Source organism: Brasilonema sennae CENA114, assembly GCF_006968745.1.
Classification (GTDB): Bacteria; Cyanobacteriota; Cyanobacteriia; order Cyanobacteriales; family Nostocaceae; genus Brasilonema; species Brasilonema sennae.
In genome coordinates, this window is sequence record NZ_CP030118.1 from 3,142,560 (window position 1) to 3,158,930 (window position 16,371).

Below are 16,371 nucleotides of genomic sequence, written 5' to 3' on the forward strand. Positions count from 1 at the left end.
AACTGATAAGCGTGCAAATGTACTAAACGAGCGCTTCGTTTTCCATAAACAAAAATCGCTATTTAGTACAACTCTCGTATCCTGTACTTTTTACCACTACCGTGTTGTTTAGAACTGTGCTTTGCGGCTTTAATCAGATCGGCTGCTTTCTCACCAATCATAATGGTGGGCGCGTTCGTATTTCCCGTGGTGATCGTTGGCATGATCGAGGCATCAACGACACGCAATCCCTTCACCCCATGTACCCGGAGTTCAGGATCTACAACCGCCATTGGGTCAGTTCCCATTTTGCAAGTGCCGACAGGATGAAACACAGTCCCGCAAACCTCCCGAACATAAGCAACGAGTGCTTCATCGCTTTGAACCTCGACACCGGGAGCAATTTCCTCACCTCGAAACTCATCAAAGGCGGTTGAATGAAACAAGTCGCGAAAGAATCGAATCCCTGCTACTAGCTTTTGCACATCGGATTGATTTTGCAGATAGTTCATCCGAAGGATCGGGGCATCGTTGGGGTCAAGCGATCGCAAAGCGACACTGCCAATGTTCTGGGGATGGGTCAAACTAACATAGCCTGTGAACCCCGAATCAACCTGGGCATACCCAGGAGGTAACAAAGGATTGGCATTGAAGAAAAGCAGCAAATCTGGCGCGACATCCAGATTTCCCTGGCTATGCATAAACATTGCAGCTTCACTAAGACCATTACCAGTGGCAGCAGGGTGCACCTCCTGAGTTGCCTTGTAGGGCACGGGAAAGCCAACGTGGTCTTGCAGGTTTTGACCCACACCCGGCAGATCGACGACGACTGAAATCCCCATTGCTTGCAAGCGTTCTGCATTCCCAATGCCAGAAAGCATTAGCAGCTTGGGCGAATCGAACGCGCCCGCACTTAAAATCACTTCCTGACTGACTCTAACCTGGTGTAGCGTTCCAGATTGCAGGTATTCCACCCCGATGGTGCGAGTCTTCTCAAACAACAATCGAGTCACCAACGCACCTGTTTGCACCGTTAAGTTCGGACGATCCAGAATCGGCGTGAGAAATGCAGCAGCAGTACTGTGCCGCTTACCATCTTTGATTGTAAACTGAATCGATCCTACCCCTTCCTGCTGCTCTGCATTAAAATCAGGATTGTACTTGTATCCCATTGCCACCGCTGCTTCTACAAACGCTCTTGAAATCGCAGCAGGAGACACGATATCTGTGACGCTCAACTCCCCATCCACACTGTGATATTCCGATGCACCACGTTGCTGATGCTCAGATTTCTTGAAATAGGGCAAGACATCTTGGTACGACCAACCGGGGTTGCCCAATTCCTGCCAGTGGTCAAAGTCGTGATGATTGCCCCGTATATATGCCATGTAATTAATCGAACTACTGCCCCCCAAGAGTTTACCACGGGGACAAAAGATCTTGCGATCGTTAAGGTACGGTTCGGGTTCCGAGAAATATTTCCAGTCTACCTCGGAGCCAGGTAAATTCCTAGCTTCCCGTGGGATTTGAATCTCTGGTTTCGTATCCCGAGCGCCTGCTTCAAGCAACAACACAGTTGTTTGGGGGTCTTCTGTGAGACGGTTGGCAACCACGCAACCTGCTGAGCCTGCACCAATCACAATATAATCATATCGAGACATTTTAAGTTCAGTTTAATTATTTTTTCTCAAAACTCGATTGATAATGGTTTTATTTTCAAGCTTTGATCCACTCACATTAGTGTACTCTTTCTACCTGCAATCTGCTGTAAATACAGATAACTATTGAAAAATTATCAGCTTTCATCCGTATTTATCGGCGGTTTCTTTTGAACTTTATAATTTATCTCCAACTGCTCAGCAGCCTTAAGACTCTTTTCCTTTCCACTCCCATAAATAACCTGTAAATTCCCTTTCTTCTCCCTCTTTTCTTCGTGCTCTTGGCGTCTTGGCGGTTCGTTTTTCTTCTCCACACCTCTTCTCCTCGCCGAAGTCCCCTCCTCACTCGTATCCTCCGCCACCACCTCGTACAAAATCGCCTGCTTCTTATTATCCTTACCTTTTCTTAAAACCCTGCCCAATCTTTGAATATACTCCCGTGTCGAACCTGTACCAGATAAAATAATCGCAACAGAAGCTGCAGGAACATCAACACCCTCGTTCAACACATGAGAAGCAACCAGAGTTTTAAACTCTCCCTCTCGAAATTTTGTTAAAATTTCATGCCGTTCCTTGACAGGAGTTTGATGAGTAATTGCTGGAACTAGAAAATTTTGAGAAATGTGGTAAACTGTCGCATTATCAGCAGTAAAAATCAAAACTCTTTCTGGATAATGTTCTGTTAATATATCAGCAAGAACTCTTATCTTCCCATCAGTACCCAAAGCAATTTCTTTCGCTTCCCGATGCGCTAACATGGCTCTACGTCCAGCTTGCGATCGCGCACTCATTTGCACAAATGTTTGCCAGCCTTGAAGACTCCCTAAAGATATCTTTGATTGCTTCAAAAAGTCGTTGCGAACTTGAATCAGTTGAGTGTATTTTTCCCGCTCATTTTGTGATAATTTCACCTTAATTTGCACAACTTCATGTTCTGCTAACGCCTTTCCTGCTAAATCCTCAGCCCTTTTGCGATAGACTTCTCTGCCGATTAAAAAATTCAAGTCCGCGTGTTTACCATCAGTGCGTTCGGGTGTCGCAGATAGTCCCAAACGGTAGGGTGCGATCGCATATTCCGCAATCACCCGACTAAAATCTGTTGGCAAATGATGACATTCATCAAAAATTAACAAAGCATACAGATTCCCCAAACTTTCCGCATGGATAGCCGCACTATCATAAGTGGCCACAAGTACAGGTGTTCTATCTCGCGAACCACCGCCAAGTAACCCAACCTCAGCATCAGGAAACGCCGCCTTCAAATGAGCATACCACTGATGCATTAAATCCAGCGTTGGCACGACAATAAGTGTCGTGCGCGGCGTCGCTTGCATCGCCATTTGCGCCAAATACGTCTTTCCCGCTGCGGTGGGAAGCACGACGACTCCTTGTCTTCCCGCGAGTTTCCAAGCAGCTAACGCCTCACTTTGGTGGGGATAAGGTTCCATTTCCAGACTCGGAACCAACTCTATCGGATAAAACGCCTTAGCTTCATCGATAAAATTAATTTCTTGGGCTTGCATTGCTTCCACCAAAGCACGGTATTGAATAGCCGGAATGCGGAATTTTTCTACTCTGTCATCCCATGTAGCAAAATCCATCCAAGCCCTGCCGCGTGGTGGTGGATGCAAAATTAATGTGCCACGATCAAAAGTTAGTGTGGGCGTGCGAGCCATTTTTGCTTTTCCCGGCTTTTTTCAAATGTAAGATTTGTCTCACTTTTTATTATTCATAACGTAAAAGCTGTTACTACTAACCCCGCGATGATCACATCTAACATAATATGGTTTCCTATAAGCGGTTGAATTCGAGATCGGAGCGTGTTAGTGACAAAATATAGCCTCTTGGCTCTACTCAAGCCAGAATAAACATAGCTAGGAACAAATCACTCAGGCATACAATCTAGCTTACGCGGAATGTGTGATAATAAACCGCGCATACAGTCATACAACTAACAAACTATAAAATCGTGCAATATAACGAATCTATTGATGAGTTGGCTGCACTTCTGCAACAGCCGGCTGATTTTGAATTTGAACTACCTGATCCCGAAGATGAGGAAATTCCTGAACCTGAATTTCAAAAGCAGCTAGATGTGGCTTGGCAGGTGTGCGATCGCTTTGATTTGCAAACCGACATTTGGCGAGGACGAATTTTACGCGCTGTTCGCGACAGGGAGAAAATAGGCGGTGAGGGACGAGGTGCTGGTTTTCTCAAATGGCTCAAAGAACGAGAAATTGGCAAAAGTCAAGCATATGCTCTGATTCAACTGGCGAACAGCGCTGATACCCTTTTAGAAGAAGGAAGATTAGAACCCTCAGCCATCAATAACTTTAGCAAACGGGCGTTTATCGAAACTGCCAAAGCAGCGCCAGAAGTTCAACAGATGGTTGGTGAAGCAGCCCAAAAAGGCGATCGCATCACCAGACGGGAAGTACGTCAAATCAACGACGAATGGACAGCAATGTCTTCGGAGTTGCTACCCGAACCAGTCAAGATAAAAGCAGCAGAAAATTCTCTTCCTCCCCGTTACATCGCGCCACTGGTGAAGGAGATGGAGAAATTGCCAGAGTCTCACCAAAACGCGATTCAAAAGGAAATATCCCAAAATCCTGACATAGATACCATCAAGCAAGTCACCACAGATGCTCGTAATCTGGCAAAATATCTCAAAGCAGCGGTTCAAGTCCAAGCGCTAAACGCTCAAGAAGTTGACATCGAAACAGCCTTGATAGAAGCTCAAAGAGTTGGCTGTCTGAGCATAGCAGCAGACTTAGTAAATCAAGCATCCCAACTAGAGCAAATGATTGCCAAATTGTACATGAGTTGGAAGAAAATTGGTAATCTATCAGACCGTTTGTATGTGGATACGGGTGCAAGTACACCACGCTTGCGAGAACTTCTGGAATGCTTGGAACCTCTTGGCGGTGAAGTTATGGAGTTACAACTGAGTGGTGGGACTGAACACACTATCCGCTTGCAGATACAGGAGACTAGTTAAAAAGTAGGCTGTGGGGAGTGGAGAAAACACAAATACGCGCGTGCTGTTGAATACGAACCGTGTCCTCCCCTGCTTCGTCTGGTTCTTTTGAAACAACAATCAGAACTTCGTTACCTCCATAGGCAGGCAGTTTTGTACTACTATACAAATTAAGTCTGCAGTGTAGGCTCAACCTAATTTGCAAGATTAGGGCTTGGTTTGATAAATCACGACTTGCTTTCTGGGCTTTGCTTTTCAGGAATCAACTGCCAAGACGTTGTAGATGTAGATGAATCCTGTATCAAAACCGGTTTAAAAATTGTTGTTAATTGTTATTGTTCGTAGAGGGTTACGACTAGCAATCAAGACTGACATTTTACTAAGTTTCCTAGTCAAAACTAAGTAAAAAGGCTACTATGTATATATTTAATTACATACAGTGAGTTTGCAAAAAGTTGCGAAGATAAGTTTGTTAGCGAGAGTGTTGTTAATGTAACTACTCAGTATATTGTGTGAAAAAAGATGAATCAATATAACCATAGAATAAATAATGGTGAGCTTTCTAACATAATGCCTTTATGGAAGTTTTGCACTTTATATATTTTTACTTTGGGTATTTATCAACTCCCCTGGGCGCATAAACAATGGAAATTTCTCAAAGAACGCAATAATCCAAAAATTAGTGCCTGGTTTCGCTCTTGGTTTTTACCTTTTTACTTATACAGTTTATCTCAAAAACTATTTGCCCTAGCTGAAGAACAAGGATATAGAGAAAAGCCTTCACCTTTTCGGGTGACGTTTTTTTACTGGATATTTTATGTGCTAGATTTTCACAATTCACTGCAGCTTGTATGGTTATTAAGCTTCATTCCATTATTAACTGTATTAAAGGCAGTGAATTATTATTGGCAACAACAACAGCCAAACATACGAGTCAACGAATCTTTCACAGGTAGAGAAATTGTGTGGATGGTATTTGGTGTAATTTTATGGATATCAAACATTTATGTTTACTTGAATAGAAATAAAACATAAGTCAATCTACGTTGAGCGGTGATTAGCGAATAACGTTGATTGTTAGCGTTTTGATAGAGGCTTCATAGTACTCCATTCCCCAATAACCATCAAAAGTATGAGCTACTGCCTCAATCCCAATTGTCAAAAACATCAAAATCCTGAGCATGGAAATTTCTGCATAAGTTGCGGGACAAAGCTGCTGCTGAAAGACAGATACCGTGCCATAAGTCAGCTAGGTGAGGGTGGATTTGGTAAAACATACCGCGCAGTCGATCAAGACAGAATGAATGAATTCTGCGTCATTAAGCAATTTTCACCGTCACCAGAAATTCAAGGAAATTCACAAGCGTTAAACAAGGCAATTGAATTATTTAATCAAGAGGCAATTCGGCTGTACGAACTAGGGATGCATGAGCGCATTCCCAATCTGCTCGCCTCTTTTGAACAGAACAAATGCTTGTATCTGGTACAAGAGTTTGTCGATGGGCAAAATTTATTACAGGAATTGGAACGATATGGAGTATACAACGAAAGTCAGATTTGGCAATTTCTAAATGATTTGTTACCAGTCCTGAAGTTTATTCATGAACGCGGCGTTATTCACCGGGATATTAAGCCCGAAAATATTATCTGTCGCCAGAAAGATCGTGCTCTTGCTTTAATTGATTTTGGAGTTTCCAAACAAGCTTCGGGCACTGTTATGTCTGTGAACCGGGGTACAATGGCGGGTACTCCAGGCTATGCTCCGAATGAACAAATCCGCTCTGGTGAAGCATATCCAGCCAGTGACTTATATGCTTTAGGTGCAACTTGTTTACATTTAATTACAGGAATCCACCCTTCTAATCTCTACAGTTCCTGGGAATCTCGTTGGTTATGGCGAGAACACCTGGAAAAAACAGATGTAACCATCAGCAAAAGGTTAGGGGAAGTCTTAGACAAACTACTACAAGAGCGAGTGGGTGATCGCTACCAATCAGTTGATCAAGTATTAAGAGATATACACGCCACAACTTCATCTGCTAACATTCCAGAAACAGTTATCTCTAACCCAACACCACCATCAACCATTACTCAGACATGGGAGTGCTTACACACTCTCACAGGTCATGCTGCCTCGGTGCGTTCTGTTGTTATCAGTCCAGATGGTCAGACAATTGCTAGTGGTAGCGATGATAGTACCATTAAACTGTGGCATTTAGGCAGCGCCAGCTTAATTCGCACCCTGACATCACACTCAGGCTTGCTGAAACGCGAGGCAACTTGGTTTACTTGCTTAGTGTTTAGCCGAGATGGTCAAACATTAGCCAGTGCTAGCTTAGATAAGTCTATCAAAATTTGGGATTGGGGTAGTGGTAAGCACATTCGCAATTTGAAAGGACATTCCGACTCGGTTTATGCGATCGCCATCAGCCCAGATGGTCTATCTCTTGCCAGTAGTAGTAGGGACAACACAATCAAAGTATGGTCTCTACCCACTGGGGAACAAATTCGCAATCTTATGGGGCATTCTAACTCGGTTTGTGCCCTTGCTATCAGTCCAGATGGTCAAACTCTTGTCAGTGGTAGTCGAGATAACACGATTAAGGTGTGGAACCTAATAAGCGGGAAGTTGCTTAGCACTTTCACTGGGCATACAGACTGGGTTTCTGGTATTGCTATCAGTCCTAATGGTAAGACATTAATTAGCGTCAGTCGCGACAAAACTATTCAACAGTGGCACTTAAACAATGGCACAATGATTCGTAGCTTAGTCGGTCATTCTGATTGGGTAAGTGCTGTCGCTATTAGTCCTAATGGTCAAATTCTCGCCACTGGAAGTCGGGATAAAACTATCAAGTTGTGGGACATGGGCAATGGGCAACTCATTGATACCCTTACCGGACATTTAGATTTGATTCATTCTCTCACTATCAGTCCAAATGGAAAGAGCATTGTCAGTAGTAGTAATGATGGTGCAGTAAAGATTTGGCGATGTCACTAACGATGAACAGGCGCTGCTATAAATTGCTCAATTCTTCTGTTGAAAGACGCACAACGCGCGATCGCGCACTAAGCTAGAATTAGCAAAAGCAAGTAAAAGTTAACCTGTCTCCCAGGTATCGTGATAATGGACTAAAAACCAGCTATTTTCCCCTAAAACACAAGATAGTGCCTTATTAGGAACAAAGGATGTCAACAACTCGACAACTAAGGGTAATAATACTATAACAGCAGCTAGCAGTAGAATTCCTAGCCTTGGGGAAGTTTTCAATTTAGCTGCTAGGCTACCCTTGCTGAAGTCTCCTTCTAAAGGTCTATGTTGAGAGTGCTTGGCGTTTAGGATTTTGGATTCGTCATCCATCATGAATCCCCTGTCTCTGTTATTGCCTACTTGTTTTGTGAATTAGCTTGAGCTAATCCCACCAGCAAAAGCTAATCTATAACATAGAGACTTGTTAAGTAAAATTAAATCATAGTTACCCTTGCCCTTATTTCACGGGCAAAACTCGATTCTTGTATAAGATAATTCATTTCACGGGAGTGAATGTACAATGCAGCAGCTTGTAGATCAACCAGAACTTGACTTCCAGAGCGAAGTATACAAAGACGCTTACAGCCGGATCAATGCGATTGTGATAGAAGGCGAACAAGAAGCGCACGCAAATTATCTCAAACTCACTGAACTGCTGAGCGAAAATCAAGATGAGCTAATTCGGCTTTCTAAGATGGAAAGTCGCCACAAAAAAGGATTTGAAGCTTGTGGGCGCAATCTGAAGGTAACGCCAGATATGCAATTTGCTCAAGAGTTTTTTGCCCCATTGCATCAAAATTTTCAAAAAGCAGCCGCTGAAGGTAAAGTCGTTACTTGCTTGCTGATTCAGTCTTTGATTATTGAATGTTTTGCGATCGCCGCATACGAAATTTACATCGAAGTTGCTGATGATTTTGCTCGTAAAATCACCGAAGGGGTAGTTAAAGATGAATACAGCCACCTCAACTTTGGAGAAGTATGGTTGAAAGAACACTTTGAACAATCCAAAGCGGAATTAGAAGAAGCAAATCGCCAAAACTTACCCATAGTGTGGAAAATGCTCAACTCTGTTGAGGATGATGCGCGCACCTTAGCTATGGAAAAGGACGCTTTAGTAGAAGCTTTCATGATTCAATACGGAGAAGCTCTTAGTAATATTGGTTTTTCCACCCGCGAGCTCATGCGTCTGTCTGCCTACGGAATCACCGGATAGGACAACAGGAAATTCAAAGTTTCCACTTCTTGAAAGAGTGGGGATTAGGGATCTACCCTTGGGAGGAATTCAAAGTATGCCCTATGCCTGCGGCGGACGGGCACGCTGAGTCCCAAGGGGACACGTTCTTGCAACGCGAACAAAGGAGGAGTGCGTCCCGCTGCGCTAACAAAGTTCAAAATTAAAGAGTCTTTTTTTGAATTTTGCATCTTGAATTTTGAATTTTTAAGAAGCGAGTGGGGCTTGCATCCTTTTTTTGAATTTCTTAAAAGCCAGAGCAGACTCTCATTTGCTGGTTAGTTTTTGTGTAGTATTTTGAAGGGTTAATTATATCTTAACCCGCCTATTCCACCCTTCTAACGAAGGATACGCGTCACAACATCGTTCATGTTTGGTCTAATCGGACACCTTACTAGTTTAGAACACGCGCAAGCAGTAGCCAAAGAATTGGGCTACCCAGAATATGCTGATCAGGGGTTAGATTTTTGGTGCAGCGCTCCGCCCCAAATTGTCGATAACATTACAGTTACCAGTGTTACCGGACAAAAAATTGAAGGGCGGTATGTAGAGTCAGGCTTTTTGCCAGAAATGCTGGCAACTCGTCGCATCAAAGCTGCAACACGCAAAATCCTCAACGCTATGGCTCACGCTCAAAAGCACGGGATAAGTATTACAGCTTTAGGCGGATTTTCTTCAATAATTTTTGAAAACTTTAATTTAGAGCAATTCAAACAAGTCCGCAATATTAAATTAGAGTTTGAACGCTTTACCACAGGTAACACTCATACAGCATACATCATTTGTCAACAGGTAGAAAAAGCATCGAAGCAAGTAGGCATTGAACTATCAAATGCAACGGTTGCTGTATGCGGGGCGACTGGAGATATTGGTAGTGCTGTTTGTCGTTGGTTGGATGCAAAAACAGATGTTAAGGAACTGTTGCTAGTAGCCCGTAACCAAGAACGCCTACAACAGCTGCAAGACGAACTGGGGCGTGGAAAAATCCTGTCTATGGAAGAAGCACTTCCCCAAGCTGATATTGTCGTTTGGGTTGCTAGTATGCCTAAAGGGATGGAAATCGATCCCAAAGTTTTAAAGCAACCTTGTTTGCTGATTGATGGTGGCTATCCAAAAAATCTCGCAACTAAAGTTCAGCATCCAGGTGTACACGTCCTAAATGGTGGGATTGTGGAACATTCCCTGGATATTGATTGGAAAATTATGGGCATCGTCAATATGGATGTTCCAGCACGCCAGTTGTTTGCTTGTTTTGCAGAATCAATGCTATTGGAATTTGAGAAGTTATACACTAACTTCTCTTGGGGGCGCAATCGGATTACTGTAGAAAAAATGGAGCAAATTGGTCAGGTATCAAGAAAGCATGGATTTAGACCACTCCTGGTTTAGTGATTAGTCATAAGTCATGAGTTATTAGTTATGAGCTAGTGACTCATGAGTCTAGAAAATCCCCTTGCCCCACACCTCAATTTTTACTCTTCACTTTTTTCGTCAAAAAATGGCTACTACCGAGCGTAAACCGCTACTGTTGGATTTTGAAAAGCCGCTAGCAGAACTGGCAACTAGAATTGAGCAAATTCGGCAACTTGCAGAAGAAAACGGCGTCGATGTTTCTGGTCAAATTCGTCAGCTAGAAGCACGCGCCATGCAACTGCGTGAAGAAATATTTGGTAGTCTATCGCCGTCTCAGCGACTACAAGTCGCTCGTCATCCGCGCCGCCCTAGTACCCTTGATTATATTCAAGCTATCAGTGATGAATGGATGGAGTTACATGGCGATCGCTGTGGTTCTAACGACCCTGCCTTAGTTGGTGGTGTAGGTCGTTTGGGCGGACAACCTGTGGTTATGCTGGGTAATCAAAAAGGGCGCGACACAAAAGACAATATTGCCCGTAATTTCGGTATGGCTTCCCCTGGAGGCTATCGTAAGGCGATGCGGTTGATGGAACATGCCAACAAGTTTGGCATGCCAATTTTAACTTTTATCGACACGCCAGGAGCTTTACCTACAGTCGTAGCTGAACGACAAGGTGCAGGAGAAGCGATCGCATACAACCTACGTGAGATGTTTTCCTTAGATGTGCCGATAGTTTGTGCTGTTATTGGTGAAGCCTTTTCTGGCGGTGCATTGGGTATTAGTATTGGCGATCGCCTGCTGATGTTTGAACACGCCGTTTACACTGTGATTACTCCTGAAGCCTGCGCTGCTATTTTGTGGAAAGATGCTGCCAAAGCCCCCCAAGCAGCAGCTGTCTTGAAAATGACAGCACCGGATTTGAAACACTTGGGAATCATCGACCAGATATTACCTGAACCCATTGGCGGTGCTCATTCTGACCCTCTGGGAGCAGTTACCACTCTCAAGCAAGCCCTCTTAGACAATTTGGAGGAACTCAACCGCTTGGCTCCTAGTGAACGACGCCAAATGCGCTACGAAAAGTTCCGGAAAATTGGTGTCTTTACTGAACTGTCCCACTCATAAGACCTCAGCTACTTGATCACAATAGCGGCAATGCTATAATTGCCTATGTCATTTAAAGATTTTTAACAATCTTTTAAGTCATAGGCATTTGTATTTTTAGTCATGAGTCAACTGCTAAGCCTTATGTTCTGTCCCTATGGGTAATATAGAAACTTATAGTTTTTAGTAGGAGGTACAAACCGCGTACTCGTTAAACTACTAAGCTGACTATCCCCTTGAATTATGATATGAATTTCTAGGGAGTAGGAGCGCAAATGTCTTACCTATTCCAGTACGAGCGGCTATGCTGTACAGATATTAGCGGTTTGTACAACTTTTACAACTGTCATCTACAGTTTCTTCTAACCCTATGGAATATGTGAAATGGGGTAAATATCTCTTCGCAATACAAAATAGCAATTGTCGAAGAAAGTTAATCGGATTCTTAGGTTTGTTTAATCTATCGACACTACCAGACTTATATAACAGAGTAGTGACGTGGTTATCAAACCGTTAAACAATTTGAAAGTTAGTTCTTGAGCTTCCTTTGCTACCACAACAGGCAGTTATTCATAAATTGACTATCGTGCCTGGGGCTGGCACACTCTAACTAGTCATTTGTCTATTGTCTTTAGTTTTTGCTAATAATACAAGACTCATGACTGCTGACTCATTGCTCCTAATCAAACCTTAACTAAAACTCGACACCATGACTATTGCTCCTTCCGACGGAACCAATTGCTCTCAACAATCTCCTCTGATTCCAGACTTGACGGAAGCCATCTCTACAAGACCAGATCGCAACACTCACAATGGGCAGCAAGCTGAGTTGCACCCGCAAACAGAGGAGCAAATGGAGCAAATGATGGACGCGGTACGGACTCTACTGGTGGGTGTTGGAGAAGATCCCGAACGCGAGGGATTGCTGAAAACACCCAAGCGGGTAGCAGAGGCAATGAGGTTTCTCACCAGTGGTTATAACCAATCTTTAGAAGAAATCGTCAACGAAGCCATCTTTGATGAAGGTCATAATGAGATGGTATTAGTACGGGACATCAACGTTTTTAGCTTGTGCGAACACCATATGTTGCCATTTATGGGCAAAGCTCATGTTGCTTATATCCCTAATCAAAAAGTTGTGGGATTGAGCAAGCTTGCTCGTATTGTCGAGATGTATTCCCGACGCTTGCAAGTGCAAGAAAGGCTCACTCGCCAAATTGCTCAAGCAATTCAAATGATTCTAGAACCACAGGGAGTTGCCGTTGTGATGGAAGCTACACATATGTGCATGGTTATGCGGGGTGTCCAAAAACCTGGTTCTTGGACTGTGACAAGCGCAATGCAGGGTGTATTTCAAGATGATCATAAAACTCGTGAAGAATTCTTCAACTTAATTCGTCACCAATCATCGTTGTTCTAACCTACATTCCGCACCCTCAGGTGTCACATTACGAATTTTTAGGGAACGCTTAACAGTGAACAGTGAACAGTAAACAGTGAACAAGGGGTGGACTTTGTCCGTTTCCTACCTGATAACTGGTAACTGATAACTGATAACTGTTAATTACACTCAGCACTTTGAATGCAGCTTTTCAAACAACTTAGCTACCTTGTCTAAATCCTTATCTCCTGGGGCACGTTCTACACCACTCGATAGGTCAATGCCACTAGGGGTTATCTGAGTCAAAGCCTGTATAATGTTCTCTGGAGTGAGTCCCCCCGCCAAAAACCAAGGACAGCTAGGGCGAAATTGCTGCAACATTGTCCAGTCTAGAGTTGTGCCTGTACCACCTAGTTGCTGTGGATGGTAAGCATCAAGTAACAGCGTATCTGCGTTTGAAGTATAAGTTTCAGCTTTTTCAGTATCTTCAAAACTACGGATTCTCAAAGCTTTAATGATTTCTATATCTGGTAGCAATTGACGCAACTGCTGACAAAATTCCGGGGATTCATCTCCGTGTAATTGAACGCCAGTTAAGCCAGAATGAACTACTGTTTGAGTAATTTCAGGAACAGAAGTATTGGCAAAAACTCCAATTTTGTCGATTTTTTCGGGCAGTTGTTCCACAACCGCCCGAATTTGCTCTATATTGATATAGCGCGGTGAGGTTGGAACACAAATAAATCCTAAGGCTGTTGCACCAAAAGAGGCGATCGCCTTCCCCTGTTGTGGTTGAGTTATTCCGCAAATCTTTACCCGCATAGATATTTTTGAGAAATAATAGTAGTAATAGTTACATCAAACCTAAATTGTATAAACAATTTCAAGTTCTTTCCTTTATGATTCTATAATCTTTATGGTTTACCAATAAGCAGTCAGCGCATAGCTAGCCATATGCTAATGACTGACCACTTGTCAATTTTTCTATTTAGGAGATAAAAGCTTGATTTCATCTATCTTACTAGCAGCAGCCGCCACCACTGTTCCCGCAACACCTGAGTGGAATCCTACTGTAGGAATCATCATCAGCGTCAGCTGTTTAGTAGCTCTTTTGCTGACATCGTTTACTAAATCTCCCAAGGTAGGTCCCAAACTGCCCGTACTTCCCGTAACTCTTCCAGGATTCATTGCTGCTATGTGTTTTGGGCATATTGTAGGGATTGGCATTGTTCTGGGGTTGACAAATCTCGGTGGCATCTAGATTTTGAGAGAGATGTTTTATGACAACATCTCTGTATCCCCGACCATAGTCTTTTTTAAGTACCGTAGCGTACACATAAACTCAAAGCCTCGGCTTCGCTGGACTTTGACGCGGCAGGTTTTTTCTCTTTCAAGTCATCTTTTGAAGCAGAGAAGACCTGCCACTTATATTTTTAACTCTTAAATAACTGCGCCCTAGTTTGAGTTTTGCTCGCTCTTCAGAATTGTCTATTCTAGAAATTGGAGTCTATATAACCAGCCATTGCTGATTTTCCAAATTTCAGTAAGCAAAAGTTAGTGAGGCAAAAGGATATATGTGTAAAAAAGAACATATAAAACGTATTTCTGAGCGATTAAAAATATCTAGTTTTAGGAAAATGTGATGCAAACAAATTGGAAAATCGGGTCTTTATTCGGAATCCCACTGTTTTTAGACCCCCTGTGGTTTGTGATTTTAGGGTTGGCAACCCTTAACTTTGGGGTGGCTTACCAAACATGGGGAACGACTCTAGCTTGGAGTGGTGGAGTGGTGATGGCATTACTGCTCTTTGGTTCAGTATTATTGCACGAATTGGGTCATAGCTTAGTTGCGCGATCGCAAGGTATAAAAGTCAATTCGATTACTCTATTCCTGTTTGGTGGTATTGCTTCTATCGAAGAAGAATCCAAAACCCCAGGAAAAGCATTTCAAGTCGCAATTGCCGGACCATTCGTGAGTGTTGTCCTGTTTGTCCTCCTCAGCCTGCTAGTAAATGTTTTGCCTGATAACAGTCCTGCTAACGTCATGGTTAGAGATTTAGGCAGAATCAACTTAGTTTTGGCACTGTTCAACCTGATTCCTGGTTTACCCTTAGATGGCGGACAAGTTTTAAAAGCAGCTTTGTGGAAAGTAACAGGGAACCGCTTTCAAGCTGTACGGTTAGCAGCAAAAGCAGGGCAAATTTTGGGTTATGGGGCGATCGCCCTAGGTCTAGCAGTAGATTATTTTACAGGGGAATTAGTCACTGGTTTGTGGATAGCCTTGTTAGGTTGGTTTGGTATCCGCAATGCCACCACCTATGACCGCATAACAACATTACAAGAAACCTTACTCAATTTAATTGCCGCCAATGCAATGACTCGTGAGTTTCGCGTCGTCGATGCTAATCAGACTTTGCGTTCTTTCGCCGAGTCCTACCTTTTGGAGACTAACACTCCTGGAGTTTATTTTGCCGAATCTGATGGACGTTACCGGGGCATCATTTCCATAGACGATTTGCGCCTTGTGGAAAGAAGTGAATGGGAAACCCTCACGGTGCAAAGTATAGTGCATCCCCTGACAGAAATTCCCACTGTTGTTGAGTCAACTCCTATAGCAGAGGTGATTAACAAGCTGGAAAATGAACAATTACCCCGCATCACGGTGCTTTCTCCTGCTGGTGCTGTGGCTGGTGTGATTGATCGAGGGGATATTGTGCGGGAATTAGCACAAAAGTTAAATTTGCGGATCACCGAAGCTGAGATTAAGCGGATAAAAGAGGAAGGCAGTTATCCGCCTGGTTTACAATTGGGAGTTATTGCAAAATCGCTGCAATCGTAAACTGTTTTTAGCATACTTGGAGTGCACCATTCAACAAAGTAAAGCACCTCAAGTATGCTTTAAAAAAAAATCTTGTTTTGTAACAAATTTTATAGTTCTGGATAAAATTGTTCCTGTTCTTGTGAGGTCTTAATATGAGGCTATGCAACGCCAAGACGTTTAAAGTACAGGAGTCAAACACCTATGTATGATGGTTTGAAGTGTCATGAATTAGACAAGAATCATAAATTTTGGACAGGAATTTTACCTGATGAATTGCATTTGAATCAAGCAGAACTAAATAATCTCTGGGATATACATCCATGTGATGCTCATGAAATCAAAATGTATGGGCGTTTTGTTAAAGCACCACGTTGGCAGCAGGTTTATGGAGTAGATTATCACTATACAGGACGAGTCAACAAAGCTTTACCTATTCCGTTATTGCTTGAACCGCTTGGACAATGGAGTAAAGAGAAGATAAATAATCACCTCAATGGAATGGTAGTCAATTGGTATGATGGCAAGTTAGGTCACTATATGGGAAAACACCGCGATAGTACTACAAATATGCTCAGTGGCGCACCGATTGTTGTTATCTCATTTGGAGAAGAGCGCATATTTAGATTACGTCCTTGGAAAGGGGAAGGCTATAAAGACTTTGTGACAAAACATGGTTGTGTGTTTGTCATACCTTATGAAACCAATCAAGCTTGGACTCATGAAATTCCCTTTTCAAAGAAATATCAAGGTCAAAGAATTTCGCTCACACTTCGAGCTTTTGATGTGATGTAAGAATTTGGAATAGAATTAGCATAGGTTGTTATCCATC

General features: G+C 42.9%; 14 protein-coding genes. 10 read left to right on the forward strand and 4 right to left on the reverse strand.

Annotated features, from left to right (window positions below; all coding sequences use genetic code 11):
- Positions 1-62: 62 nt before the first annotated feature.
- Both DP114_RS13375 and DP114_RS13380 read right to left on the reverse strand, forming a co-directional pair.
- Complete coding sequence (locus DP114_RS13375; RefSeq protein ID WP_171976316.1) at positions 63-1,640, reverse strand: GMC family oxidoreductase; 1,578 nt, start codon at positions 1,638-1,640, stop codon at positions 63-65.
- A 134-nt stretch (positions 1,641-1,774) separates the two neighbouring features.
- Complete coding sequence (locus DP114_RS13380; RefSeq protein ID WP_171976317.1) at positions 1,775-3,313, reverse strand: DEAD/DEAH box helicase family protein; 1,539 nt, start codon at positions 3,311-3,313, stop codon at positions 1,775-1,777.
- A gap of 293 nt (positions 3,314-3,606) precedes the next feature.
- On the opposite strand from DP114_RS13380, the gene DP114_RS13385 reads away from it, so the two are divergent.
- From DP114_RS13385 to DP114_RS13395, 3 genes are all read left to right on the forward strand, one after another.
- On the forward strand, positions 3,607-4,638 hold the full coding sequence (locus DP114_RS13385; protein WP_171976318.1) for a hypothetical protein: 1,032 nt from the start codon (positions 3,607-3,609) through the stop codon (positions 4,636-4,638).
- 501 nt (positions 4,639-5,139) lie between these two features.
- The gene (locus DP114_RS13390) at positions 5,140-5,652 is read left to right on the forward strand and encodes a hypothetical protein (RefSeq protein ID WP_169263757.1); all 513 of its coding nucleotides are present in this window, start codon (positions 5,140-5,142) and stop codon (positions 5,650-5,652) included.
- Positions 5,653-5,749: 97 nt separating this feature from the next.
- Entirely contained in the window at positions 5,750-7,618 is a 1,869-nt protein-coding gene (locus DP114_RS13395; protein WP_171976319.1) for a WD40 repeat domain-containing serine/threonine-protein kinase, read from the forward strand.
- 99 nt (positions 7,619-7,717) lie between these two features.
- Here DP114_RS13395 and DP114_RS13400 read toward each other — a convergent pair whose 3' ends face one another.
- Positions 7,718-7,981: a hypothetical protein gene (locus DP114_RS13400; protein ID WP_169263759.1), complete on the reverse strand. Its 264-nt coding sequence runs from the start codon at positions 7,979-7,981 to the stop codon at positions 7,718-7,720.
- Positions 7,982-8,168: 187 nt separating this feature from the next.
- Here DP114_RS13400 and DP114_RS13405 point away from each other — a divergent pair, with 187 nt between their 5' ends.
- The 4 genes from DP114_RS13405 to folE all read left to right on the forward strand — a co-directional run bounded on the left by DP114_RS13405 (position 8,169) and on the right by folE (position 12,760).
- Positions 8,169-8,861, forward strand: coding sequence for an aldehyde oxygenase (deformylating) (locus DP114_RS13405; RefSeq protein WP_171976320.1), 693 nt, complete (start codon positions 8,169-8,171; stop codon positions 8,859-8,861).
- 387 nt (positions 8,862-9,248) lie between these two features.
- A complete protein-coding gene (locus tag DP114_RS13410) occupies positions 9,249-10,268 on the forward strand; it encodes a long-chain acyl-[acyl-carrier-protein] reductase (protein ID WP_169263761.1) in 1,020 nt (339 codons plus the stop codon).
- 109 nt (positions 10,269-10,377) lie between these two features.
- Entirely contained in the window at positions 10,378-11,361 is a 984-nt protein-coding gene (locus DP114_RS13415) for an acetyl-CoA carboxylase carboxyltransferase subunit alpha (RefSeq protein WP_169263762.1), read from the forward strand.
- A 688-nt stretch (positions 11,362-12,049) separates the two neighbouring features.
- Positions 12,050-12,760, forward strand: coding sequence for a GTP cyclohydrolase I FolE (folE, locus tag DP114_RS13420; protein WP_169263763.1), 711 nt, complete (start codon positions 12,050-12,052; stop codon positions 12,758-12,760).
- 150 nt (positions 12,761-12,910) lie between these two features.
- Here folE and DP114_RS13425 read toward each other — a convergent pair whose 3' ends face one another.
- Positions 12,911-13,543, reverse strand: a complete 633-nt coding sequence (locus DP114_RS13425) for a phosphoribosylanthranilate isomerase (RefSeq protein ID WP_171976321.1) — start codon at positions 13,541-13,543, stop codon at positions 12,911-12,913.
- 181 nt (positions 13,544-13,724) lie between these two features.
- Here DP114_RS13425 and psaK point away from each other — a divergent pair, with 181 nt between their 5' ends.
- The 3 genes from psaK (at position 13,725) to DP114_RS13440 (ending at position 16,334) form a co-directional block, all read left to right on the forward strand.
- A complete protein-coding gene (gene psaK / locus DP114_RS13430; protein ID WP_169263765.1) occupies positions 13,725-13,982 on the forward strand; it encodes a photosystem I reaction center subunit PsaK in 258 nt (85 codons plus the stop codon).
- A 381-nt stretch (positions 13,983-14,363) separates the two neighbouring features.
- Entirely contained in the window at positions 14,364-15,560 is a 1,197-nt protein-coding gene (locus tag DP114_RS13435) for a site-2 protease family protein (RefSeq protein WP_171976322.1), read from the forward strand.
- Positions 15,561-15,743: 183 nt separating this feature from the next.
- Positions 15,744-16,334: an alpha-ketoglutarate-dependent dioxygenase AlkB gene (locus DP114_RS13440; RefSeq protein ID WP_169263766.1), complete on the forward strand. Its 591-nt coding sequence runs from the start codon at positions 15,744-15,746 to the stop codon at positions 16,332-16,334.
- The last annotated feature ends 37 nt before the right edge of the window (positions 16,335-16,371 follow it).

Coding starts and splice junctions, on each gene's coding strand:
- DP114_RS13375 (WP_171976316.1), bottom strand. CDS start 1,640: ATGTCTCGATATGATTATATTGTGATTGGTGCAGGCTCAGCAGGTTGC.
- DP114_RS13380 (WP_171976317.1), bottom strand. CDS start 3,313: ATGGCTCGCACGCCCACACTAACTTTTGATCGTGGCACATTAATTTTG.
- DP114_RS13390 (WP_169263757.1), top strand. CDS start 5,140: ATGAATCAATATAACCATAGAATAAATAATGGTGAGCTTTCTAACATA.
- DP114_RS13395 (WP_171976319.1), top strand. CDS start 5,750: ATGAGCTACTGCCTCAATCCCAATTGTCAAAAACATCAAAATCCTGAG.
- DP114_RS13400 (WP_169263759.1), bottom strand. CDS start 7,981: ATGATGGATGACGAATCCAAAATCCTAAACGCCAAGCACTCTCAACAT.
- DP114_RS13405 (WP_171976320.1), top strand. CDS start 8,169: ATGCAGCAGCTTGTAGATCAACCAGAACTTGACTTCCAGAGCGAAGTA.
- DP114_RS13410 (WP_169263761.1), top strand. CDS start 9,249: ATGTTTGGTCTAATCGGACACCTTACTAGTTTAGAACACGCGCAAGCA.
- DP114_RS13415 (WP_169263762.1), top strand. CDS start 10,378: ATGGCTACTACCGAGCGTAAACCGCTACTGTTGGATTTTGAAAAGCCG.
- folE (WP_169263763.1), top strand. CDS start 12,050: ATGACTATTGCTCCTTCCGACGGAACCAATTGCTCTCAACAATCTCCT.
- DP114_RS13425 (WP_171976321.1), bottom strand. CDS start 13,543: ATGCGGGTAAAGATTTGCGGAATAACTCAACCACAACAGGGGAAGGCG.
- DP114_RS13435 (WP_171976322.1), top strand. CDS start 14,364: ATGCAAACAAATTGGAAAATCGGGTCTTTATTCGGAATCCCACTGTTT.
- DP114_RS13440 (WP_169263766.1), top strand. CDS start 15,744: ATGTATGATGGTTTGAAGTGTCATGAATTAGACAAGAATCATAAATTT.